The organism is Marinobacter sp. ST-43 (assembly GCF_030541085.1).
GTDB lineage: Bacteria > Pseudomonadota > Gammaproteobacteria > Pseudomonadales > Oleiphilaceae > Marinobacter > Marinobacter nauticus.
On sequence record NZ_JASSVO010000001.1, the window covers coordinates 642,882 to 664,785 of the forward strand.

At 55.1% G+C, this 21,904-nt stretch carries 19 protein-coding genes; 13 read left to right on the forward strand and 6 right to left on the reverse strand.

The genetic code is table 11. The features are described 5' to 3' along the window. Nucleotides 1-93: 93 nt before the first annotated feature. Genes QPL98_RS03015 through glgP form a run of 3 tightly spaced genes read left to right on the forward strand, consistent with a single transcriptional unit; the run spans nucleotide 94 to nucleotide 3,787 of the window. The gene (locus QPL98_RS03015; protein ID WP_014421476.1) at nucleotides 94-456 is read left to right on the forward strand and encodes a PilZ domain-containing protein; all 363 of its coding nucleotides are present in this window, start codon (nucleotides 94-96) and stop codon (nucleotides 454-456) included. A gap of 42 nt (nucleotides 457-498) precedes the next feature. Next, entirely contained in the window at nucleotides 499-1,269 is a 771-nt protein-coding gene (locus tag QPL98_RS03020) for an SDR family NAD(P)-dependent oxidoreductase (RefSeq protein ID WP_286896029.1), read from the forward strand. 55 nt (nucleotides 1,270-1,324) lie between these two features. Next, the gene (gene glgP, locus QPL98_RS03025) at nucleotides 1,325-3,787 is read left to right on the forward strand and encodes an alpha-glucan family phosphorylase (RefSeq protein ID WP_303292744.1); all 2,463 of its coding nucleotides are present in this window, start codon (nucleotides 1,325-1,327) and stop codon (nucleotides 3,785-3,787) included. Here glgP and QPL98_RS03030 read toward each other — a convergent pair whose 3' ends face one another. Next, nucleotides 3,788-5,206: a TrkH family potassium uptake protein gene (locus QPL98_RS03030; protein WP_121206494.1), complete on the reverse strand. Its 1,419-nt coding sequence runs from the start codon at nucleotides 5,204-5,206 to the stop codon at nucleotides 3,788-3,790. It lies immediately after the preceding gene. 251 nt (nucleotides 5,207-5,457) lie between these two features. Here QPL98_RS03030 and QPL98_RS03035 point away from each other — a divergent pair, with 251 nt between their 5' ends. Next, nucleotides 5,458-5,997, forward strand: coding sequence for a porin family protein (locus tag QPL98_RS03035; protein ID WP_011784914.1), 540 nt, complete (start codon nucleotides 5,458-5,460; stop codon nucleotides 5,995-5,997). Nucleotides 5,998-6,045: 48 nt separating this feature from the next. Here the strand turns inward: QPL98_RS03035 and nhaD are convergent, their stop codons facing one another. Next, a complete protein-coding gene (gene nhaD / locus QPL98_RS03040; protein WP_303292666.1) occupies nucleotides 6,046-7,299 on the reverse strand; it encodes a sodium:proton antiporter NhaD in 1,254 nt (417 codons plus the stop codon). Between the two features lie 171 nt (nucleotides 7,300-7,470). Between nhaD and QPL98_RS03045 the strand changes: the two genes are divergently transcribed. Further along, nucleotides 7,471-7,998, forward strand: a complete 528-nt coding sequence (locus QPL98_RS03045) for a hypothetical protein (RefSeq protein ID WP_183578299.1) — start codon at nucleotides 7,471-7,473, stop codon at nucleotides 7,996-7,998. 112 nt (nucleotides 7,999-8,110) lie between these two features. On the opposite strand, the gene QPL98_RS03050 is transcribed toward QPL98_RS03045, so the two are convergent. Continuing rightward, on the reverse strand, nucleotides 8,111-9,436 hold the full coding sequence (locus QPL98_RS03050) for an ATP-binding protein (RefSeq protein WP_288036450.1): 1,326 nt from the start codon (nucleotides 9,434-9,436) through the stop codon (nucleotides 8,111-8,113). Then, nucleotides 9,426-10,091, reverse strand: coding sequence for a response regulator transcription factor (locus QPL98_RS03055; RefSeq protein WP_303292667.1), 666 nt, complete (start codon nucleotides 10,089-10,091; stop codon nucleotides 9,426-9,428). Before QPL98_RS03055 ends, QPL98_RS03050 begins: the two co-directional genes overlap by 11 nt. 62 nt (nucleotides 10,092-10,153) lie before the next feature. Here QPL98_RS03055 and QPL98_RS03060 point away from each other — a divergent pair, with 62 nt between their 5' ends. The 5 genes from QPL98_RS03060 (at nucleotide 10,154) to QPL98_RS03080 (ending at nucleotide 15,627) form a co-directional block, all read left to right on the forward strand. Continuing rightward, nucleotides 10,154-11,575: a ferric reductase-like transmembrane domain-containing protein gene (locus QPL98_RS03060; RefSeq protein WP_303292668.1), complete on the forward strand. Its 1,422-nt coding sequence runs from the start codon at nucleotides 10,154-10,156 to the stop codon at nucleotides 11,573-11,575. A gap of 76 nt (nucleotides 11,576-11,651) precedes the next feature. Next, entirely contained in the window at nucleotides 11,652-12,032 is a 381-nt protein-coding gene (locus QPL98_RS03065; protein WP_113880058.1) for a PepSY domain-containing protein, read from the forward strand. A 54-nt stretch (nucleotides 12,033-12,086) separates the two neighbouring features. Then, complete coding sequence (locus QPL98_RS03070; RefSeq protein ID WP_303289641.1) at nucleotides 12,087-12,560, forward strand: DUF2271 domain-containing protein; 474 nt, start codon at nucleotides 12,087-12,089, stop codon at nucleotides 12,558-12,560. 19 nt (nucleotides 12,561-12,579) lie between these two features. Then, nucleotides 12,580-14,799: a PepSY domain-containing protein gene (locus QPL98_RS03075; RefSeq protein WP_303292669.1), complete on the forward strand. Its 2,220-nt coding sequence runs from the start codon at nucleotides 12,580-12,582 to the stop codon at nucleotides 14,797-14,799. A gap of 75 nt (nucleotides 14,800-14,874) precedes the next feature. Beyond that, nucleotides 14,875-15,627, forward strand: a complete 753-nt coding sequence (locus QPL98_RS03080; RefSeq protein WP_023010251.1) for a VIT1/CCC1 transporter family protein — start codon at nucleotides 14,875-14,877, stop codon at nucleotides 15,625-15,627. Between the two features lie 259 nt (nucleotides 15,628-15,886). Here QPL98_RS03080 and QPL98_RS03085 read toward each other — a convergent pair whose 3' ends face one another. Beyond that, nucleotides 15,887-16,174: a hypothetical protein gene (locus tag QPL98_RS03085; RefSeq protein ID WP_011784910.1), complete on the reverse strand. Its 288-nt coding sequence runs from the start codon at nucleotides 16,172-16,174 to the stop codon at nucleotides 15,887-15,889. Nucleotides 16,175-16,731: 557 nt separating this feature from the next. On the opposite strand from QPL98_RS03085, the gene QPL98_RS03090 reads away from it, so the two are divergent. The 3 genes from QPL98_RS03090 to QPL98_RS03100 all read left to right on the forward strand — a co-directional run bounded on the left by QPL98_RS03090 (nucleotide 16,732) and on the right by QPL98_RS03100 (nucleotide 18,837). Continuing rightward, a complete protein-coding gene (locus tag QPL98_RS03090) occupies nucleotides 16,732-17,094 on the forward strand; it encodes a hypothetical protein (RefSeq protein ID WP_014420760.1) in 363 nt (120 codons plus the stop codon). Between the two features lie 80 nt (nucleotides 17,095-17,174). Continuing rightward, nucleotides 17,175-18,266, forward strand: coding sequence for a TolC family protein (locus QPL98_RS03095; RefSeq protein WP_143151237.1), 1,092 nt, complete (start codon nucleotides 17,175-17,177; stop codon nucleotides 18,264-18,266). After that, the gene (locus QPL98_RS03100; RefSeq protein ID WP_227716182.1) at nucleotides 18,223-18,837 is read left to right on the forward strand and encodes a substrate binding domain-containing protein; all 615 of its coding nucleotides are present in this window, start codon (nucleotides 18,223-18,225) and stop codon (nucleotides 18,835-18,837) included. The genes QPL98_RS03095 and QPL98_RS03100 overlap by 44 nt, the downstream gene beginning before the upstream one ends. A 15-nt stretch (nucleotides 18,838-18,852) precedes the next feature. Here QPL98_RS03100 and QPL98_RS03105 read toward each other — a convergent pair whose 3' ends face one another. Continuing rightward, entirely contained in the window at nucleotides 18,853-21,903 is a 3,051-nt protein-coding gene (locus QPL98_RS03105; protein ID WP_011784908.1) for an efflux RND transporter permease subunit, read from the reverse strand. Nucleotide 21,904 lies beyond the last annotated feature (1 nt).

Consider the following 21,904-nt stretch of genomic DNA (forward strand, 5'->3'; position numbering starts at 1 on the left):
CCTCTTGATCAGAATCAAGATGGTTAATATTTAATCAGGTGTAAAGTGGAGGAGTTGCGGTATCCACTCGGCAAGCTGACAGGAGGAAACGGCATGGAACACCGGCTAAGCCAACGGGTAGAAGGCGGGTTGCCCATTCTGGTCTACAAACGTGGCATGCCAGTAGCGACTGGTATGATCCGGGATGCATCCCGACGTGGTCTGTTTATTGCGACCGATTATTCGGATGTGAGACTGAACCAGACGATCGAGCTGTCCTTCCGGTTTCCGGAACGTTCGGAGCGGGGGCACTGCACGCTGAGCGCCCATGTGGTTAGGACTGATGATGGCGGTCTGGGGGTTGATTTTGACGGCGTTGAGAACGATGCGCTGACAATTTCTGAACTGATTGCCTGCCTGCAGGAACAGGCGTCTACAGACCTTCTTGCCGGGCGAGTTCGCAAGCAAATGCACTGACTTCAATAATGACAACAACTGATTCTGTAAGGGACGACTGACATGGCACGACTTGAAGGAAAAGTAGCTGCGGTAACCGGCGGCGCACTGGGCATTGGCAAAGCAACGGTTGAACGGATGGCAGAAGAGGGCGCTGCCGTTGGCATTCTTGACTGCCTGGATAGCGAAGGCGAGACCCTCGCCAAATCACTCAGCGACAAAGGCTACAAGGTTGGTTACTGGCACTGTGATGTGACCAATGAACAGCAGGTGAAAGCCGCTCTGGACGGAGTGGCCGGGCACTTCGGAGCGCTAAACGTCGTGGTTAGTAACGCTGGCATGTCCGGCGCCAACAAGCCGACCCACGAAGTGACCGAGGAAGAATGGGACAAGGTACAGGCGGTTAACGTAAAAGGGGTGTTTTTCTGCACCAAACACGCCATTCCTCACATGAAGAAGGCCGGCGGCGGCAGCATCATCAATCTGTCTTCCATTTACGGCCTGATCGGCGCGCCGGACGCACCTCCATACCATGCGTCCAAGGGTGCTGTCCGGTTGATGACCAAAACAGATGCGATGCTCTACGCCCCGGACAACATAAGGGTGAATTCCGTGCATCCGGGCTTTATCTGGACCCCGATGGTCGAAAACCACCTGAAAACCACCGGCCAGGATCTGGAAGCTGCCAAGCAGGCCACCGCCGCTTTACATCCTCTTGGCCATATGGGCGAGCCGAACGACATTGCCTGGGGCATTGTTTTCCTCGCCTCTGATGAGTCCAAATTCATGACCGGGAGCGAACTGGTTATCGACGGCGGCTATACCGCGCATTAACGGCTGAAGCCCCATGACTCTGGCCGCGTATACTATGAGGGCCCTGCCAGCACAGATGTCAGGGCTGATGGCGATTGCACTGGATTTGCAGTGGAGCTGGCACCACGGATGTGATGAGTTGTGGCGGCAGCTCGATGAAGAGATCTGGGAGGCAACCCATAACGCCTGGCTGGTGCTGAACAGCGCTTCGGCAGAACGGCTGCAACAGCTGGCCGAAGACCCCGAATTCCTGGCCCAGTACCAGCAACAACTGAATCGCCATGAAGCCTTCAACCAGTGCCCGACCTGGTATTCTGAAAACTGCGGAAACCAGCTGGCCACTGGCGTCGCCTGGTTCTGCATGGAGTATGGGGTGTCGGAATCCCTGCCGTTATACAGCGGAGGCCTGGGCGTTCTGGCCGGGGATTTCCTGAAGGCTTCCAGCGATCTGGGTGTGCCGGTCACAGCCGTGGGCTTGCTCTACCAGCAGGGCTATTTCCGGCAGGCCCTGAACGCTGAGGGGGAACAGCTGGAGTTTCACCCCTATAACGATCCGACCATGCTCCCGGTTACTCCGTTACGGGACAGCAACGGAGAATGGGCAAGGGTAAACGTACCTTTTCCCGGCCGTACGGTTCGCCTGAGGGCCTGGAAAGGACAGGTGGGGCGCTGTGAATTGTTGCTGCTCGACAGTAATGACCCCCGGAATGAGCCCGGCGACCGGGGTATTACCAGCGAACTCTACAGCGGCGATCCGGAAAAACGCCTGCAACAGGAAATGGTGCTTGGAATTGGCGGCTGGCGCTTGTTGGCACAATTGGGGCGCAAACCTGCTTTGTGCCACATTAACGAAGGCCACAGCGCATTGGCGTTGGTTGAACGCGCGGTGCACTGGCAACAGCAGAATGAGACCAGTTTTGAAGTGGCGCGGCTGGCAACCAGAGTCACCAACCTTTTTACCACCCACACTTCGATAGCTGCTGGTTTTGACCGGTTCCCGGCGAAACTTGCCCGATTGTACCTGGAGCCCTGGTTGCAGGAAATCGGCCAGCCGTTGGAGACCATACTGACCGTTGCCAATGGTGGTTCAAGCGATTTGAACATGTCGGGGCTTGCGCTGGGTATGAGCGGTCGTTTTAACGGTGTCAGCCAGATTCACAAACAGGTCACTCAATCCATTTTCCAACCCTGGTTCGGGCGCTGGCCGGCGGCCGATGTGCCAGCAGAATATGTTACCAACGGCGTGCATACCCCAAGCTGGGATTCTCCGGAGGCGGACGAATTATGGACGTCGGCCTGTGGCCAGGACCGCTGGCGACAGCCTATGACGGACCTTTGCCCGCTGAAAGAGACTACTGACCATGATCTCTGGCAGATGCGCAGAAACCAGCGACATCGATTGGTGTATTACCTGCGAGCGCGACTGCAGAGCCAGCATTGTGAGCACAACTACGGCAACAGCGAGGAAGCGGCGTGTGGTCTGCTTCTGGATACTGAGTCTCTGACGCTAGGTTTTGCCCGCCGCTTTACCGATTACAAGCGCCCGGATTTGCTGCTGACAGATCCGGAACGACTGATCCGACTCCTCAGCAATCGGGACCGGCCCCTGCAGATTGTATTGGCGGGCAAGGCCCACCCTCACGACAACGAAGGCAAGGACATCATCAAACGCTGGAAGCAGTTTACCCGTCTGCCGGAAGTAGAGGGGCGCGTGGTATTCATTGAAGACTACGACATGGCGGTGGCCAGCGAACTTATTCAGGGCGTGGATGTTTGGCTGAATTGTCCCCGCCATCCCTGGGAAGCCTGCGGTACCAGCGGCATGAAGGTGCTGGTAAATGGTGGTTTGAACCTGTCCCAGTATGATGGCTGGTGGGCAGAAGCCTGGCAGCCTGAGCTGGGCTGGGCCATTCGGCCGGGAGCCACCTTCGAGGAGTTGAGCCAGACGGATAAACACGATGAGGCGGATGCTGAAGAACTCTATCAGTTGCTGGAGAATCAGGTTGTGCCGGAGTTCTACCTGCGTAATGAACAGGGTTTACCGGCCAACTGGCTGGCGAGAATCCGGGCCAGCATGAACGAATTAACTGCGCGATACTCGGCCAACCGCATGGTTCGGGAATATGTCACGGATTTCTATCTGCCCATGGTGGCCCAAGGCGCGGAGCGCACCGCTGCAGGTGCTGACGAACTTGTTTCAGTGAAAGAAACCATAGCCCGACACTGGCCACGCCTTAGGTTTGGCACAATGGACGCACGGGAGGAAGGCCAAAAACTGCGCTTCGATCTGGATGTGTATCTGGATGGCCTGAGCCCGGAACTGGTCGCCGTAGAGTTGGTGGCAGAATCCTCAAGCTTCGGCCCACGCCTGGTGCAGTCTATGGCGTTTAACGGGCCACTACAGGAAGCCGAACAGACGTACCGATATTACTGCACGGTGCCACCACGCCCGCTAGAGCATTTCACTCCACGCATCCGCATTCATGAACCCAGGCTAAACCTGCCCCTGGAAGACGCTCACATTCTCTGGCTACGCTGATCAGCCGCGCCAGAAGCCCGGTGAGAGCACGATCACCACGCTCAGGATTTCCAGACGCCCCATCAGCATGCCCACTGACAGAATCCACTTGGCGGCGTCGGGCAGAGGCGAGAAGTTCCCGGCGGGGCCAATGATATCGCCAAGGCCGGGACCAACGTTGGTCAGTGAGGTGAGGGCGCCAGAAAGGGCAGTGACAAAGTCGAGCTGAAGGGATGCCAGCAACACGGTGATCACCAGCAGACACAACAGGAAGATAAAGGTATAGGCAATCATCGAGGAGATGATTTCGTCGCTGACGGCACGGCCGTTGTAGTTACGGGTAAATACGGCCCGTGGGTGCAACAGCCGCATTAACTGCTCTCGCAGAATGATCAGCGATAGCTGGAACCGGAAGATTTTCATGCCACCGGCGGTTGAGCCTGAGCAGCCGCCCACAAACATGAGGAAGAAGAACACCACAAAGGCCAGAGGCCCCCAGGCGGAGTAATCTTCAGACGCGTAGCCCGTGGTCGTAACAACGGAAGTCACATTAAAAAGCGTGGCTGCGTAATTGTGAATCGGATCGAAGGGTACCGGGGATACCCACCAGCGATAGAGCGTGAGCATGGCCGGCACCGCGAACAGAATCCCCAGGAACAGACGAACCTGCTGGTCACGGAACAGAACCCCATGCTGGCCGTGCATTTCCCGCACAAACAGGAAGAACGGCAGGCTGCCGATGATCATGAAAAAGGTGGCTTCCAGCAGGATAAGGTCGTTGAACTTACCCATGGACAGGTCTGAGGTTGAAAAGCCGCCTGTGGCAATGCTGGTCAGGCCATGGTTGAACGCGTCAAACAGAGACATACCAGACAGCCAGTAGGTGACAACCGCAACCACGGAAAACACCAGATACACCAACAGCAGGCCCCGGCTGAGAGTCTTCATGCGTGGCAGAGCCTTTTCCGTCCACTCAGACGATTCGGTAGCGAACAGGCGCATCCCGCCTACCCGCAGGAAAGGCAGCACGGCAACGAACATGCCGATAATCCCGATACCGCCCAGCCACTGAAGGATCGAGCGCCAGAGCAGCAGATCCTTGTCCATCGTGTCCAGACCGGTGAACACAGTAGCCCCCGTGGTGGTGATACCGGAAGTGCCCTCAAAAAACGCATCTGCCGCCGAGATGTCGTTATCGCTCAGGTAAAAGGGAAGGGCAGATAGAAGGGCGATGACAAACCAGCTGGAGACCGTGAGCACGAACATATAGCGCGGTTTCAGTTCGCGGGGTTCACGGTAGGTCAGCAACAGCCCCAGAACACCAAGCACGCAAACAATAGCCGCCGATTCGGCAAACGCGATGGCATTGGGTGCACCGGAAGGGGTGGCAGCCAACAGCAGTACCGGTAACGTCATGAAAACACTCAGAAGTATAAACATGACGCTGACAATGAAGACGACAGGGGCTAGGTTTCTCAAGGCACGCTCAAGCCAGCTGACAAAAAGACGGCGTCAGCATACCCGCGGGCTTGCTTAACCGCAAGGAAACAGGCCCCGGACAGAAGTATTAACCCGGAATTAAATCGGCGTAAAAAATGGGTAAATACGGAACGCACCTATGGCGGGAATCGTCGGACTGATGCACGTTTACTGTCAGGCCGTGAAGGCCTGTATGAACAGGGAGAAAGACTATGAAGACCACAAGAAAGGTTCTTGTTGCATCAACTGCCTTCGCCGGGCTGGCCCTGGCTGGGCTTGCTTCTGCCCAGGATATGTATAAATCCGGTGTTGGCGGGCTCTACGCCGGCCTGAATTACACCTTCATGGAAACCGATTTCGATGGCCTGGCAGAAGCCGACACCGGCACCTTGTCTGGCAAGGTCGGCGTTATGGCCACGGACTATTTCGGTGTTGAGGCCCGAGCGGGCTTTGGTGTGGATGACGATCGGATTGCCGGCGTTGACGTTAAAATCGACAACTTCTTCGGTGGTTACGGCACGGTGAACGTGGTGAACGAGAGCCCGGTAACACCCTACGCTGTTTTCGGTTTCACTCGTATTGAAGCTGAGGCAGGCTCAGTGGAAGACGATGATTCCGATTTCTCGTACGGTGCCGGCCTGAATGTGAAGTTCGCCAAGAACCTGTCAGGCAACCTCGAATACATGCGTTACTACGATGACGATGATATTACCGTAGATGGCATCGGCCTGGGCGTTCAGGTCAACTTCTGACGATGAGATAACCAATGCCTGCGGGTGGGACCTCGCAGGCATTCGACGTTAGCCGTTCATCACAGAGCCAAGCAGAATGACCCCGGCATAGCCCACTGTGTACGCGGCCAGAAGGTGTAGCGCGTACTTCAGGTAAGCCACAAACGTGAGCCCCTCAATTTTGCTCATGGCTACAATTCCCGCCGCAGAACCGATTACCAGCAACGAACCACCGACGCCAACGGCATAGGTTAGCCCCATCCATTCCCCGGGGCTCATGTCGATACCGGACTTCAGCAGTGCGGCCGTTAAAGGCACGTTATCGATGACCGCGGAGAAAATGCCCATCAGATAGTTGGCGTACACCGGCGGCATGACATCATAGATTGCCACCAGTGAATCCAGAGCATGAATTTCTTTTAGCATACCCACCAGAAGCAGGATCCCCAGGAAGAACAGCAGGGTTTCAAACTCGATAACCCGGATGTATTCGAGAATCGGGTCCAGATCCGAGTCGTCGCTCATGAAGCGGGACACCAGGAACATGATGGAAAGACCAAAAAGGAAGGTCAGCACCGGAGGAATACTGAATAACGCGTTGCCAGTAATGGTGGCAATGATTGTAACCAGAAACAGGCCCGCGATTACCGCGTCCACGGCTCGGACTTCATTGGAACTGGCTTTCAGGGTAACGGTGCCGGACAGCCCCCCTGAAAGAAGCACGGCCAGCAAAAACACCGTGATTGAAGCGGGAATGGCCAGTGTCAGCAGCGTCAGGATTTCCACTTTGTCTGCCAGGAAGATCATCAGCGTGGTGACATCGCCGGTGATCAGTGAAACGCCGCCGGAGTTCACTGCAAATACAACCAAAACAATAAATTGTAACCGCTTCTTCAGATCCAGGTTTAAAGAGAGAATCAGGGAGCAGGAAACCAGTGTTGCTGTGATGTTATCGGCCAGGGAAGAAAACACGAAGCAGAATAGACCGGTCAGAAACAGCAATCGCCGCTCGGTGACCTGACGAGGCATGATCAGGTAGATCATGTTTTCGATCATGCCTTTCTTGTTCAGGTAGGCCACAAATGTCATCGCCGCCACCAGAAACAGCCATAACCCGGCGATCTCGGCAATGCTTTCCGAAAGGCCAGAGGAAACTGCAGCGGTTTCGTCTACACCGGAACTGAACAGAAACAGGAGAACCCAGCTGAACGTACCAAAGAACAGTGTGGTTTTCGCCTTGTTGACGTGAATGACTTCTTCAAAGATGACGCCGAGCAGCGCCAAAATGGCAACAGCAATCAGAACAGCTTCAAGAATCGGCATTTTGGAACCCTGAACACCGGGGGAGATAAGGCAGCGATTCTAAACCCATTAGTCGCAGCCTCCAAGGTTAGTAAACTACTGGGCACTGGCTATACTCAAATCTGACGCACATCAAAAGGGCATTCGCTCTTTCTGTTATTGATGGAAAGGTCACAATGGGGAGAGAAAGTCATGAAACACAGTTTGAGAACACTGGTCTGTGCCAGCCTGATTTCGCTGCCACTCGCTACCTTTGCCCAGAGTGGATCCGGGCAGGGCAGTCAGGCAGGAATGATGAACCAGGAACGGATTCAGCAAATGCAGCAGAACATGGATCGAATGAACCAGACCATGCAGCAGATGCAGAATGCGACGACCAGAGAAGAACGCCAACGCCTGCGGCAGGAACATATGGAGCACATGCAGGAACACCTGCAAATTATGCGAGAGTCCGGAATGGGGCCAGGCATGATGGGCCAGGGCGCGGGAATGATGGGGCAAGGCATGGGAATGAACGGCCAGGGCCCCGGCATGGGTAACCGAAATCCCGGTCAGGGCCAGATGAAGAATCAGGGGCCTGGCAACAGCGGACAGGGAATGCGGCAAGGCAACCCGGCCATGAGCGAAGATCAGCGGCTGCAGCGCATGGAACAACGCATGGACCAGATGCAGTTGATGATGGAACAGATGCTCCAGAATCAGCGCCAGGGAAACCAGTAACGCCGAAAATGAATTAAACCGTGCCTTAAGCGGCCGAAGCGAGATTACGTTTACTGGTGGCGCGCATCAAGAGCACAGAAGATGCTCGTCAGCAGCACAATGTCGGTGAGTGTCAGATACATGCCAGACTCAGCTCCGCTTCAAAACCAGCCTGCCGTCCGGTTGCCGGCGATCTGAGATGCAAGGTCATGCCGGCACCTTTCGCAATCGCATCGGCAATCGCGAGGCCCAAACCAGATCCCGCGACGCCCGTATGGGCGCGTGCAAACCGGTTTCTTAAAAGAGCGAGCTGTTCAGGTGGCACCCTTTCACCACCATTGGAAATTCTTAGAACGCCATTATCGTTCAGGTTGATCTCCACCGGCTCGCTACGGGAGCCATGCTTAAGCGCATTCTCGATCAGGTTACGCACCAGGATGGCGAAGGCGTCGGGATCAAGAAAGGAGTTCACTTCGCGCTCCGGCAAGGATAAAACAAATCGCCCGGGTGCCTGGGCCTCAAAATCCCGGACTATCATCGCGAGGATGGGGGCAAGATCCTTCTGGCTTTGTGAAAGTGCACCGCCGCCTTCGGCTTTTGCCAATTCGAGCAGTTTTCCGGACAGCACAGACAGCCTGCGTAACGCTTCTTCAATTTCCCCAATATCGTTCTTCAGGTGATCATCGGGCACTCTGGTTTTAAGCCGCTGCACTTTGGCCAGTGCTGTTGCGAGAGGTGTCCGCAGTTCATGGGCACTGTTGGCCGTAAAGCTCCGTTCCGATTCAAGCGCACGGTGTAATCGCTCAAGCAGCCGGTTGACGGCAACAGCGATTGGTTCAAATTCATTGGGTAGCTGGCCCTCTGCAACAGGGGAAAGGTCTCCTGCACCTCGGGATTCAATGTCTTGCTGAAAATCGACCACCTTGCGAAGGGAAAGCCGGACAATCCACCAGACACTCAACAGGCTGACTGGAATCAGCACCAGTAAAGGCAACAGTAAGGCTAACCCCGCCTCCAGAGCGGATTCACGCCGGTGCGCCAGGGGTTCGGCCACTTCAAGATAGATGGTATTGCTGACTGCAGATACGCCATATAGCCGGTGGGTCAGCGTATCTGAAAACCCTTCCGCGGGGGTTCTGCTAAACACGCCAGGGTCTGCATCGTGGGACTGGAGCAGAATGTTTCCGTGTTGATCCCGTACCAGATAAGTCAGATATTCGTCATGGTCTTTCAGGGCCGGGGCCTTTTGATTGCCCGCTCCGTTCTCCCGGTTCAGGATGTCGGTGACCGCCAGCGGCAGTATTCGCTGTGCGGTTTCTTCCAGGGCACTGTCGAAGACCTCGTTCATTTCGTGCTGCGCCACCAGTCCCGAAGCGGTCACGCCTAGCAGCCAGAGCAGGGTGACGCCGAGCGTCAGGCCGATACCGAGTGTTTTTTGCAGACTTGTTCTAGTGGCCATGTGTTTCCAGGCGATAGCCCATTCCCCTGACAGTTACGATAGCGTCCCGCCCCAGCTTTTTACGCAGACGGCTGACATAAACTTCGATGGTGTTACTTTCGATTTCTGCCCCGAAGGCGTAAAGACGATCCTCCAGTTGCGATCGCGACAACAGCATTCCTGGTCGCTGGATAAAGCCCTCAAACAAGGCCCACTCCCGTGCCGTCAGTTCTACCGGCAAGCCGTTGCGACTGATGCGATGATCACCAAGATCAATCACCAGTTCGCCCACTTGGATGATCGGGCTTGGATCGCCCCGATACCGGCGAGCTACCGCGGCCACGCGGGCCGACAGCTCCGAAAGATCAAAGGGTTTGACCAGGTAGTCGTCAGCACCGGCATTTAATCCTTCAATCCGGTCAGACACCTGATCCCTGGCCGTAAGAATGATCACCGGTGTTGTTTTTCCGGTAGCCCGGAGTGTTCGCAAAAAGCCCAAGCCATGGCCGTCGGGCAGCATAAGGTCCAGCAGAATCAGGTCGTAGGTTGTGGTCCTGACACTCGCCTCGGCAAAGCCGAGCGTTTGCACCCAGTCCACGGCGTGGCCGTCGTCGGCAATCTGATCCCGGACCGACTCGCCCAACCCCACGGTATCCTCCACCAAAAGTACCCGCATCGTTCACCTCTGACCCAGCCCTGGAACCAAGATACTACAGCTCAAACCTGACAACAGCTTGAATGGTCAATAACGCTTCGATCTCTCTGCAGCGGCCTTCAGCTGGCTGTCAGGTTTGGACGCTAGCCTTCGAGGAAATATTCCAGGTACCGATCGCAGGAGATGTGATGATGCGGATGATCTTTCCTTTCGTTATGTTGGTTTCGGTCCTATGGGCCTGGAGCCTTTTTGCAGGTCCTGGGGCCGGTTCTCCCTGGGCAGTCTATGACCAGAGCCTGCTGCTCAGTGGGCTGTTATCCATTGCTTTGATGTCACTGACCATGATGCTGGCACTGCGCCCAGCCTGGTTGGAGAGACCGCTGGGCGGGTTGGATCAGATCTATCGCACCCACAAATGGGCAGGCATTCTGGCCGTGGTATTCGCGGCCGCTCATTGGCTGATTGAAATGGGTGACGATGTAATAGAGTCGATTTTCGGAAAGGCCGCCAAGCTGCACGATCAGGATTATTCCGGGTTCATCGAAACCATGCGCGATGCGGCGGAAGAGGTAGGGGAGTTCGCCGTCTATCTGCTGTTCGCCATGCTGCTGATCACCTTGTTGCGCAAGTTCCCCTACAGATACTGGCGCTATTTGCATCGCGGTATGCCGGTGCTTTATCTGTTGCTCGCTTTCCACGCGGCGTGGCTGACTCCGCTGCAATGGTGGCAGCAGCCAATCGGACTACTGATGGCCATTTTGCTCTTTGGCGGCAGCATCGCCAGCGGGCTGTCTCTGACCGGCAGAGTTGGCCGTCGTCGCCAGGTTTGCGGCACCGTCACCGCGATCAAAACACCGGGCCGGGACGTCACCGAAGTTACTTGCCACATGGGGCCTGCATGGCCCGGTCACCGTGCGGGGCAATTCGCCTTTGTGACCTTCGAGCGACGAGAGGGCGCGCACCCATTCACGATTGCCAGTGCCGATCGAGAAAATGGCACGGTTACGTTCATCATTAAATCGCTCGGCGACTTCACCCGCAATCTGAGCCAAAAACTCAGAGTGGGGCAAACCGTGAAGATAGAAGGCCCTTACGGCTGCTTTAACTTCGAGCGCCGCAACCGAAAATCCCACCAGATCTGGATAGCCGGTGGCATCGGGATCACGCCGTTCCTGGCCTGGCTCGAAGATCTTGGCAGCGCAACCGACGTCACCGTGGCTGAAGCCGATCTGCATTATTGCACGCGCAACGCCGACCAGGACCCCATGGTGGATCGACTTCGGGCTCTTTGCGATGGCTTTCCCGGGATTCACCTTGAGATTCATGACAGCAGCAAGGCGCAGGCGTTTTCTGCCGAGACGTTGACTACCAACGGACGCTCGGCAGCAGGCGCAGAGGTCTGGTTCTGCGGCCCCGTGGGATTGGGGCAAGCCATAAGAAAAGGCTTGCGCGCGGCGCCCTTCCGCCGGACTCGCTTCCATAAAGAGGCTTTTCGGTTCCGCTGAAATAGCCTCGCTTATTCAGGTCGTTGTCAGGTTAGCGCCTTAAAGTGGATTTAACGCAACCAGCAGGAGAGACACCATGAAGACGAACCCCGTTATTTTAAGCCTGTCTTTTTTACTTCTCAGTGGCGCCGCACTTGCAGATGACGACTGCAATGATCCGGTGGCGAATTGGCAGCCCCGTGAAAACCTGCGTGAAAAACTGGAAGCAGAAGGCTGGACAGTTCACCGAATAAAGGTTGACGACGGTTGTTATGAAGTCAGGGGCCTCGACGCCAAGGGGGTCAGCGCAGAAGCCTCCTTCGCGCCCGCTTCACTGATCATGATGAAGTGGGAGCGTGAAGACAGTGACGATGAGGAGAGGGACCACGGCAACAGGAAAAATGGACAGAGCAATCCCAAAAGTCAGGCGCCAAGCAACGGCATCGTCAAGGGTCGCCCCACCGTTTCCGTTGAGTAACTGATTGAATTTGGCCTATTCATTTAACGCTCATCAGGTTTTCGGAGACCATTTATGAAAACGTTTGTTCTCACTTGCAGCCTTTTTGCAGCCCTTGTTTTGCCGGCATTCGCCCAGGCCCGCGACGTGACCTTCACTACGGAACTACAGAATTACGGTGGCGATGGAGCCTATCTGGCTCTGTATCTTACCGATGCTGCCGGAGAGTATCAGGGTACCCTTTGGGTTTCCGGGAAGAAATCTAAATACTACAAACACCTGGGAGGATGGGCCCGCGGCAGTCGGCTTGATCCGGCAGAGTACGATGGCTTGACCGGTGCCAGTGTCACCAGTGGCCGCACGTTGAAAATCACTCTTAACCTAGATGATTCGCTGATCGACAACGGTTATGAGGTTCGGGTCGACTCTGCCGTTGAGGATATGCGCGATATTCGAGCTGATGTCATAGCCCCCCTGACCACTGAAGGTTCCGGGAAGCCGGTTTCCGGGCGCGGTTACGTGCGCGCTCTTACCTACGAGCTTCAATAATCCACCGGGAGCATCGACTATGTTGCGCAAGTTCCACAGCTTACCGGGCCTGCTTGCTGGTTTGTTTCTGATGGCTCTCTCAGTCACGGGTGCTGTGTTGGCTTTGGCGCCGGTGCTGGAAAGAGCCTCAGCGGTCATTCCGGCTTCCGGTGAAATCAGTATCGCCGAACTGGCTGACCGGGTTGTTGCTCACTATCCCGGGACTGAGCAGATCGTGCGAGAGCCTTCCGGCAAGATCATCGTCTATTACAGCCATGACGGCCAGGCCGGTGCGGATCTGGTGAATCCGGTAACAGGTGAGGGCACGGCACCCTACGAACCTTCCGCATTTTTTGGCTGGGTCAAGAACCTGCACCGTGCGTTTATGCTTGATGATGCCGGTAGGGCGCTTGCCGGCGTATTAGCTGCTTTGATGGTACTTCTGTGCCTTTCGGGAATACTGTTGATAGCCCGGCGTACCGGGGGTTGGAAGAATATATTAAGACCGCTTTCCGGCTCAGGCGGGAAACGAATCCATGCCGAGCTGGCCCGGTTTGCCGTGCTCGGCCTACTGTTATCCGCACTGACCGGTAGCTATATGTCGGCACAGCGCTTTGGTTTGCTGCCGGAAGCGCCTGACACAGGGCCAGGGTTTCCGGCTGAGGTCTCGGGCGGGCAACCATCGCCTGTGGGCACCTTAAAAGCACTGGGCAATTTCGACCTTGGCGAACTCCGGGAACTGGTGTTTCCCTATCCCGGTGATCCGCAGGATGTCTATTCGCTGTCAACCGCCGGCGGCTCCGGATTCGTGGACCAGGCTACGGGCGAGTTGCTGCAGTTCCAGCCGCGCTCTGACAGCGGCGTATTGCAGGACTGGATTGTACGTTTGCACACCGGTGAAGGCCTATGGTGGCTGGGCCTGATTCTTGGCGCTACGGCACTGACCGTGCCAGCTCTCTCGATAACAGGTGCAACCATCTGGTGGCAGCGTCGCCGGTCTTCAGGGCAGCTTCCTGCCAACGCCGATGCCGCTCAGGCGGATACAATTATTCTGGTCGGCTCCGAAGGTAATGCCACCTGGGGATTTGCCCGGGAACTCCATAGCAGCCTGAACAAGGCCGGTTTCCGCGTGCATTGCAGCGAGATGAATGCCCTGGCTAAGCAGTATCCGCAGGCTTCCAGGCTGTTCGTGTTGACTTCGACATACGGCGATGGTGATGCACCCGCATCGGCCCGGCAGTTTATGGCCAGGCTCAAAGACTTCCGGGCTGAGAAGAACCTGCGATACACGGTGCTGGGTTTTGGTGACCGGCAGTTTCCGAACTTCTGTCAGTTTGCCTTGTCGGTGGATGCTGCGCTCGCCGGTAAAGGCGTCAGCCGTTTGCACGCCATTGAACTGATTGATCGGTGTTCTGCCTCGCAATTCAGTGAGTGGGGAAACCGGGTTGGTGAGGTTATCGGTACTCCGCTTTTCTTGAACTACTGTGCATTGCAGCCAGCAACGGTCAAACTGGAACTGGTAGAAAGGGCGGATTACGGGATTGCGGTTCAGGCACCAACCAGTATCTTCCGGTTCAAACCGGCGGAGCAGGGCGGATGGCTAACGGCTTTTCCAAGAAGATTTAAAGCGCTGCCACCGTTCGAGGCGGGAGACCTTTTGGGGGTTATTCCCCCACACGGTCAACCCCCGCGGTTCTACTCGCTCGCCTCCTCGGCTAATGACGAAATTGTTGAGATATGCGTCCGTAAGCAGGCCGGCGGTCTTTGCTCCGGTTATTTGCATGACCTCAAGCCGGGTGATTGTATCGATGGCTTCATCCGCCCCAATCCAGGCTTTCGGCCAGCTACCGGTAACCGACCAGTTATTCTTGTCGGTGCAGGTGCCGGGATTGGTCCGTTAACCGGTTTCATCAGAAACAATACCAGATGCAACCCTATGTATCTGTACTGGGGCGGTCGCGATGCCAGGTCAGATTTTCTCTACCAACCTGAGCTTGGGCGCTATCTTGAGGATCATCGACTGAGCGGGCTGAACACAGCCTTCTCAAGAACAGACGAGCGCGCCTACGTGCAGGATAAGCTCAAACAGGATGAATTAGCCGTGCGACAGATGGTTAACACCGGTGCGCAGATACTGGTCTGTGGTGGCCGGGATATGGCGGCGGCTGTGCGGCAGGTTATAGAAGACATTCTCAAACCCTTGCACATCGATATTGAAACTCTGAGAGGCCAGGGACGTTATCTTGAAGATGTATATTGACAGATAAAGTGACAAGGTCGAACTGAGCCTATAATCCCAAAGCACCAAATCGCGTCCTGAACAGGAAGCTGAAAGATGCCATCCACAGAAAATGAAAGACTGCTCAGCGAGCACCAGCCTAATGCCGTTCGTGCACGGCTTGCTGGTCCCGTTAAGGCCTCGACGCTACCAGATGCTGTGCTTGGCGGCATCGATGGCTGCGTCACAACGTTTGCAGTTGTATCGGGGGCCTTCGGTGCTGGCTTCTCGCCCCAGGTCGCGCTGGTGCTTGGTTTTGCAAATCTGATTGCAGACGGGTTCAGCATGGCCGTGAGTAATTATGAAGCGGGTCAGGTGCAGTTGAATCAAATCAAGTTTGCTGAGCGCACAGAACGGGAACATATAACTGCTGTGCCAGAAGGTGAACGCGAGGAAATTCGCCAGCTCTTTCAGGCGAAGGGCTTTGACGGTGAATTGCTGGAGCAAGTTGTAGATGTCATTAGTCGTAATCCCGATGTTTGGGTGGCAACCATGTTGCGGGAAGAGTACGGACTTTCGGGTGCCGGAATTAGCCCACGTCGAGCTGCGCTGACAACGTTCGCTGCATTTTTGTCGGTCGGTGCTTTACCGTTGCTTCCTTATGCGATCCCGGGGTTGGAGAGTCGGATTCAGTTCATGATCAGTCTTGGATTGGCAGGAGTCGTCTTCCTCGGTATCGGAATGCTTAAGAGTATCGTATATGGCTTACCGGTAGTGCGATCAGGACTCCGAACATTGAGCATGGGTACGGCCGCTGCGGGGCTGGCATTTGGTGCTGGGCATTTTGCGCAGAGGTTATTGGGAGGTTAGGTCTTCAGCGGTGAATATCATATTTAACATAATATACATTATGCGCAGTCTGGTATCCGTTCAAATAACAGTATTACGGATTCTATCTTTGCATTCTCTCCTTGCATCCTAGCGGCTTACCAGGAGCTTAGCCGATGAGCAAACCGGCCAGCCACCCGCGCTTACTCCCGAACAGTTCGCCCACCTGTTAGGCATTATCCAGAAGCATCGATACCCGAAAAAGAACACGGCGCCGACTCGTATCAGCTTCAAGCTCGGACTACGAGTCCAGGATATCGCGCTTCTCCAGATAAAAGACGTCGCCGAGCTTGGCCCTGTGAGTACGGATTCTGGTCAGCGCTCTTTCAAACTTACGGAAATCCTTGCGTTGCCTTCGGCTTACACTAAGTGTGCCGATGCGTTGAAGCGGTCCAAATCCACGTATCAGCCGCGTCGAATCAGTTTTGGTGTTCACGATTTCCACCATCTTGTTCAGCGAATTGAAATCATGGCCAAGGCCGGCGCCGAGATCAAACCGAAGGATTTTTATCCTGAGGTCAAAAAGCATCGTGGTAAATCGCGTGATCTTCCAATGAAGAAAGCCTCTATTCCCCCAGTACTCTCCAGGAACACTTTGCCCACATGCAGAGGCATTGGGCAGGTATTGAGCGAGCCTGCTCCCACAGCGGCCGGAGGACGTTAATAACGCATATCATTCATGAAAAAAGAAGTCAGTTAAAGTCGCGCGAAAAATCGCTGGGCATGTCTCACCGTCAACCACGCTCATTTACTAAGAACCTCCCGAGGAGCCACTGAAGGAAGCGTTGCAAGATGCCGGGTACAAATATCTTGGTTAGTACGGCAACCGAATCAACTTTAAAGAGCAGTTGTTATTATTGTTCAACCACCTCAAACGCACTCTGGTTTGCGTACCTGACAGGTAATATTTTTCAGCCCATTTGTTATGTGTCTTGTTGATAGCGCCGGACACCGACAGCCGCCCTGCCCCTCCAGATCACGAGTCATATTCCCAATCTGGCCAACCAAACGTAGATTTCATGGCTATTGGGGATGCATTGATGCCTGAATGCGAAGTTGGGTTTGGTCGCAAAGCGAACATTCAGCTTGGAAGATAGCGCCAGCCTAACGGGCCGATTCGTGGAATTGCACTGGAACACTCTGGTCCAGTTGACGGACTTTTTGAACTCGGAGCATCCCTTTCGCACCATCAAGCGGCAGTTAAGTTATGCCAAAGTCCGCGATCGCAGCCTGTCGAAGAACACCAACCTGTTCTACCTGTTCGCGGCGCTCAGCAACATGCGGAGTGACAGGTTCGCCGTTTTTAAGCCATTTTATGCGTCCTTCACCGCAGTAGTTCTTGTACTCTTCCGCCACGTCGGGGCGGCGGCTGCTTCGAATGCTTCTTTGGTCTTCGTGACACGCGCATGGCCCTGTTCTTCATGGAGCATCCATTGGTCGTCGCCGTAGATAATAGGCAGGTCCATGAAGGTCTTAACCCTCCATTAACCACCTCCTAGATAGTCTGTATCCCGTCGTTTACCGCAGATTTGACCGCGCCCGAATGGACTTTACCTATGTATCGCTTGCCCTGCTCGAAAGTAGTGCTGACTGCTTTATGCTGCCTGGTTATTGCAGGCTGCAGTTCGTTGTCCACGAGAACGGACTATCTCGCTCAGGCCGATTCCGAGCGTCAGAACGTCGTCTCCAAGTTTGAGATGGAGGTTGGTCTCGAAACAGCCTACCTGAATGAGCTGGTCAACAGCCATGACCTGGACGCGCTTATTGTCGAAGCGCGCGCGGCCAATCCTGATTTCCAGCAAACACGGCTTTCACTCCAAATTCTCCGTGCTCAATACCGAGCGACTCAGGCGGATCAACTCCCCGACGTCGAGGCTGGATTCGTCGCGAATAACACTGACGGTCTAGATACTGCCTACACCGGCACCGTCAGCATCAGCTGGGAGCTGGATTTGTGGTCGAAGATTTCTGATGAGGCGTCGGCTGCCGCCAGTGACGTTGCTGAACAGCTGGCTCTCTACCAAGCTGCGCGGGATACGCTCGCAGCCGAGGTCATGCAGGGCTGGTTGAAACTGGTGAATCTGAATCGCTCCGTTGCCATCGAAAAGCAACGCGCGGAGCTATTGGAAAAAAACGAACAGTGGATTCTTCAGCGTTACCGCTCGGGACTGGGTGACCTTGAAGATCTGGACAGCGCCCAAAGCTCTGCGGCCAGTGCCAGGGCGACATTGATTGCAGTTCAGGAATCCCTGCAGCAACAGCAAAGGGCGTTGAACCTGTTGCTCGGGCGAAGCCAGGCTAGCACGGTCATTTCCGCCGACTATCCGCAGGTTCTTTTACCCCTGTCCGACCTTGCAGAGCAAACATTGCAGCGTCGCCCGGACCTTAAAGCGGCCTATATGGCTATCAGGGCAAATGATTTTCGAACGTCCGTTGCCTACAAGGACATGCTGCCATCCATCAACCTGGAAACAGCGCTTAGCGAAACAGGCACATCGCCCAGTGACGCCCTATTGCGCAACCCGGTGTGGTCATTGCTCGGTCAGCTACCGCGTTGTGCCCTGGATCGACGAATTGATGGCAACGCATCCAGGTTTGAATCTCAGAGTTCAGATTACTGACACCAACGTGGACTTTTACCGGGATTCGGTCGACATGGCGCTTCGCTACGGCGCGCCCAGTGACACCAACCTGTATGGCTTCAAAATTTGCGATGTGCCGCGCCTGCTTTGCGCATCTCCTGATTACCTTTCGCGTCATGGTCGCCCCATTCATCCTGATGACCTTGAGAACCACAACGGACTGTTCTATCAGTTGCAGGACATCCCATTTGACCTCTGGACGTTCAAACGGGGAGACGAGGAATATCGAGTCAAAATGACGGGCGATCGCGCCTCAAACGATGGCGATCTGGTTCGCCGGTGGTGCGTCGCTGGTCGCGGTCTTGCGATAAAATCGTGTCTTGATATGTCGGATGATCTGCTTGCAGGCCGTGTCACCACAATCATGCCGGACTATGCGCCGCCGGTATCCGAGCTGTGGCTGATTTGTCCTACCCGACAGTCAATAACGCCGGCAATGAGGTTGTTGAGGGATGACCTGCGTGCAAAAGTAGGCGAACTGATGAATGCAATGATTGCCGGAGGCTTTTTTCCTCCGGATCGCTTGTCCGGAGGAAAAAAAGACGCCTGAAAAACAGCGGGTGCGTTATTGATGATAAGAAATTCTCATTAACGTGCAGTACACCACTGGCAGCACCACTAACGTCAATACCGTTGCAACACCCAAACCGCACACGATAACCACCGCCATGCTCGCGAAGAAGGCATCGCTGAACAGAGGAATCATTCCCAACATGGTGGTTACGGCCGCCATAAGCACAGGTCGTACCCGGCTTACCGCGGCCTCAACCACCGCAGTGAATGCATCATCCTGCTGTTCTAACTGAATATTGATCTCCTCAACCAGCACAATGGCATTCTTCAGTACCATACCGATCAGACTCAGAGTCCCGAGCAGCGCCATGAATGTAAAAGGCGCGCCGAGCAATACCAGTCCACCAATGATTCCAATCATCATGAGAGGAACAATCATCCAGATAGACAGAGCCTGTCGGAAGCTACCGAACAACAGCATCGAAATAATGAACATCCCCAGCAGTCCAAGAGGCAGCGAGGAGAAAAGCGAAGTCTGAGCTTCGGATGAGGTCTCGTACTCTCCACCCCACTCAATCGAATAGCCGTGGGGAAGCTCCAGCGCGTCGACCTGCGGGCGGATCCTCTCCAGCACACTCGCCGCCGTCTCCCCCGACAAAGGCATGGGTTCGGCATAAACCGCCAACATCCGCTCCCTGTTTCTGCGTTTTATCAACGGATCCCGCAGTTCCGTATTGATGGCATTGATGACGTTGCCCGCGCTGACATAGCGGCCCTGCTCTTCACTCCAGACATTGATCGAGGTAAGGTTTTCGATGTCAAAACGCTGCTCCTCTCTTGACCGCATAATGATCGGAATGAGGTCGCTCCCCTCACGGTACACTCCAACCTGCTGCCCCTGATTATTCAGCAACAACGCCTGGTGCAGTGATTCGCGAGATACGCCAAGGCGCCGGGCCTGTTCTTCGAGGAACTCCGGTACGATCACGGCTTCCCGATTACCCCAGGACAAGCGCACGCTGTCGGCCAGAGGTTCATTTTCAAAAATTGCCTGCACGCGCACACCGATTTTCCGGAGTTCTTCGGGATCTTCTCCAAAGATACGAGCTTCAAGACTGGCTTTGGCTGAGGGCCCCACCTGCAAAGCCTGCACTTTGTAATGCACGTTCGGGAAGTCTGTACGCAGTTGCTCAATGACTTCCTCCATACGGGCCTCTCTCGACGCCTTATCCCGGGTCTCTACGATCAATTGGCCAAAACTGGCGTATCGCTGCTCCGGTGAATACGTCAACGTAAAACGCTGGGCTCCGCCACCGGTGACACTGGTCACCTGAACGACCTGGTCCATGTCATTCACGCGCGATTCCAGCCGCTTTACGGTCTCTTCGGTTTGCAAGATGTCGGCGCCCTCGGGCAACCAAAGGTCAACAAAGAAGAGTGGCGTTGTGGCATTCGGGAAGAAAGCATTCTTAACCTGTCCCGAGAACGATAGAACCCCAGCCAGAAGCGCGATCGCAAGTGTTAATGTCACGAAGCGATAATGAATCGCGTAGGTCAGCAGGCGGCGGAAGACGACGAAAACAATTCCCTTATAGGGGTCGTTATCGGATGACTGCCCGACACTCTCGAGCTTGTCGGGATAGAACATATCAAAGAAAAACGGGGTCAGAGTGAGTGCCGTCAGCCAGCTCAGGAAAAGCGAGTAGCACAGAACCCAGAACAGGGAGCCAATGAATTCTCCGGTGGTGTCTGGTGAAAGGCCGATAGGAGCAAAGGCCGTAATGGCAATCACGGTAGCGCCGAGCAGCGGGTACCGGTTCTGCGAGACCACTTCTTTGGCTGCCTGCCTTTTGGACTTGCCCTTGGAAAGGCCAATCATCATGCCCTCGGTGACGACGATGGCATTATCGACCAGCATCCCCAGCGCAATGATCAGCGCACCCAATGAAATCTTCTGGAGCTGAATACCGTGTATTGCCATAAGCACGAATGTACCCATGATGGTAATCAGCAGGATCAGCCCCATGAGCAGGCCACTTCGCAGCCCCATGAACAGCAAAAGCACAATAATGACAATGCCCACCGCCTGAGCAAGGTTCATGAGAAAAGCAGATACTGCCTCCTCGACTACTTCAGGCTGGTTATACACTGTGTTCAGTGTCATGCCGATGGGTTGCTGTTTTTCCAGGCGTTTCAAAGCCTCATTGAGACTCTCACCTACATCAACAACGTTGGTGCCCTCTGCAAATGACACGCCGATGGTCAAAGCAGGCAATCCGTCAGAGTGGTAAAGCAAGGCGGGTGAGTCATTGGTCACCCTGCGAACTTCGGCCAGATCGCTGAGCCGGATAATACCCGAATCAGCGCTTCCAACTGCCAGTTGCTCAAGTGCCTGAACGGAATCAAGCTGACCGGTTGGCTGAACGGATAACGACAGCCCTTCACTGCGCAGGTGGCCAGCGTTGCCCACCGTATTCTGCGCATTCAGAAGGCTTGCCAGGTATTCTGGCGAGATGCCAAGAGCACGCATACGGTCACGGTCCAGTGACACGATCATCTGCTCGTCGACACGACCACCGATACTGACTTTTGCGACGCCCTCCAACAATCGCAGTTCTCGCTGAATGAGATCCGCATGGTCACCAAGATCTTTCAGCGAGTAGCCGTCACCACGCAACGTGAGCAGCAGGCCGAAGACATCGCCAAAGTCATCGTTCACGATGGACGTGTTCACGCCTGGTGGCAGACCAGGCTGGGCATCATTAATCTTTCGCCGAAGGATATCCCAATACTGGTCTAACTCCCCTTCTCTGACCGTCTTCTTGAGTTGGACAGTAATCTGCGACAAGCCGTCCGAGTTCACCGAAGTAATGTCATCGATGCCCGGCATCTGCTGGATCGCTTTTTCCAGAGGCAGCGTAACCTCCTCCTCGACTTCAAGAGGCGTTGCTCCGGGATATTGGGTGGTCACCAAGGCGGAACGTAACGTGAACTCCGGGAATTCAAGCTGGCCAAGACCCAGAAACGCGAACATGCCCCCAACCCCAAGCAACAGCGTGACCATCCAGCTGATGGACTTCCGATCAAGAAAATAATCGACCATC

Bases quoted from the DNA above. Each gene is read 5' to 3' on its own strand.
- QPL98_RS03015 (WP_014421476.1), top strand. From the start codon at position 94: ATGGAACACCGGCTAAGCCAACGGGTAGAAGGCGGGTTGCCCATTCTG.
- QPL98_RS03020 (WP_286896029.1), top strand. From the start codon at position 499: ATGGCACGACTTGAAGGAAAAGTAGCTGCGGTAACCGGCGGCGCACTG.
- glgP (WP_303292744.1), top strand. From the start codon at position 1,325: ATGTCAGGGCTGATGGCGATTGCACTGGATTTGCAGTGGAGCTGGCAC.
- QPL98_RS03030 (WP_121206494.1), bottom strand. From the start codon at position 5,206: ATGTTTATACTTCTGAGTGTTTTCATGACGTTACCGGTACTGCTGTTG.
- QPL98_RS03035 (WP_011784914.1), top strand. From the start codon at position 5,458: ATGAAGACCACAAGAAAGGTTCTTGTTGCATCAACTGCCTTCGCCGGG.
- nhaD (WP_303292666.1), bottom strand. From the start codon at position 7,299: ATGCCGATTCTTGAAGCTGTTCTGATTGCTGTTGCCATTTTGGCGCTG.
- QPL98_RS03045 (WP_183578299.1), top strand. From the start codon at position 7,471: ATGAAACACAGTTTGAGAACACTGGTCTGTGCCAGCCTGATTTCGCTG.
- QPL98_RS03050 (WP_288036450.1), bottom strand. From the start codon at position 9,436: ATGGCCACTAGAACAAGTCTGCAAAAAACACTCGGTATCGGCCTGACG.
- QPL98_RS03055 (WP_303292667.1), bottom strand. From the start codon at position 10,091: ATGCGGGTACTTTTGGTGGAGGATACCGTGGGGTTGGGCGAGTCGGTC.
- QPL98_RS03060 (WP_303292668.1), top strand. From the start codon at position 10,154: ATGGTCAATAACGCTTCGATCTCTCTGCAGCGGCCTTCAGCTGGCTGT.
- QPL98_RS03065 (WP_113880058.1), top strand. From the start codon at position 11,652: ATGAAGACGAACCCCGTTATTTTAAGCCTGTCTTTTTTACTTCTCAGT.
- QPL98_RS03070 (WP_303289641.1), top strand. From the start codon at position 12,087: ATGAAAACGTTTGTTCTCACTTGCAGCCTTTTTGCAGCCCTTGTTTTG.
- QPL98_RS03075 (WP_303292669.1), top strand. From the start codon at position 12,580: ATGTTGCGCAAGTTCCACAGCTTACCGGGCCTGCTTGCTGGTTTGTTT.
- QPL98_RS03080 (WP_023010251.1), top strand. From the start codon at position 14,875: ATGCCATCCACAGAAAATGAAAGACTGCTCAGCGAGCACCAGCCTAAT.
- QPL98_RS03085 (WP_011784910.1), bottom strand. From the start codon at position 16,174: ATGCTTTTTGACCTCAGGATAAAAATCCTTCGGTTTGATCTCGGCGCC.
- QPL98_RS03100 (WP_227716182.1), top strand. From the start codon at position 18,223: ATGGCAACGCATCCAGGTTTGAATCTCAGAGTTCAGATTACTGACACC.
- QPL98_RS03105 (WP_011784908.1), bottom strand. From the start codon at position 21,903: ATGGTCGATTATTTTCTTGATCGGAAGTCCATCAGCTGGATGGTCACG.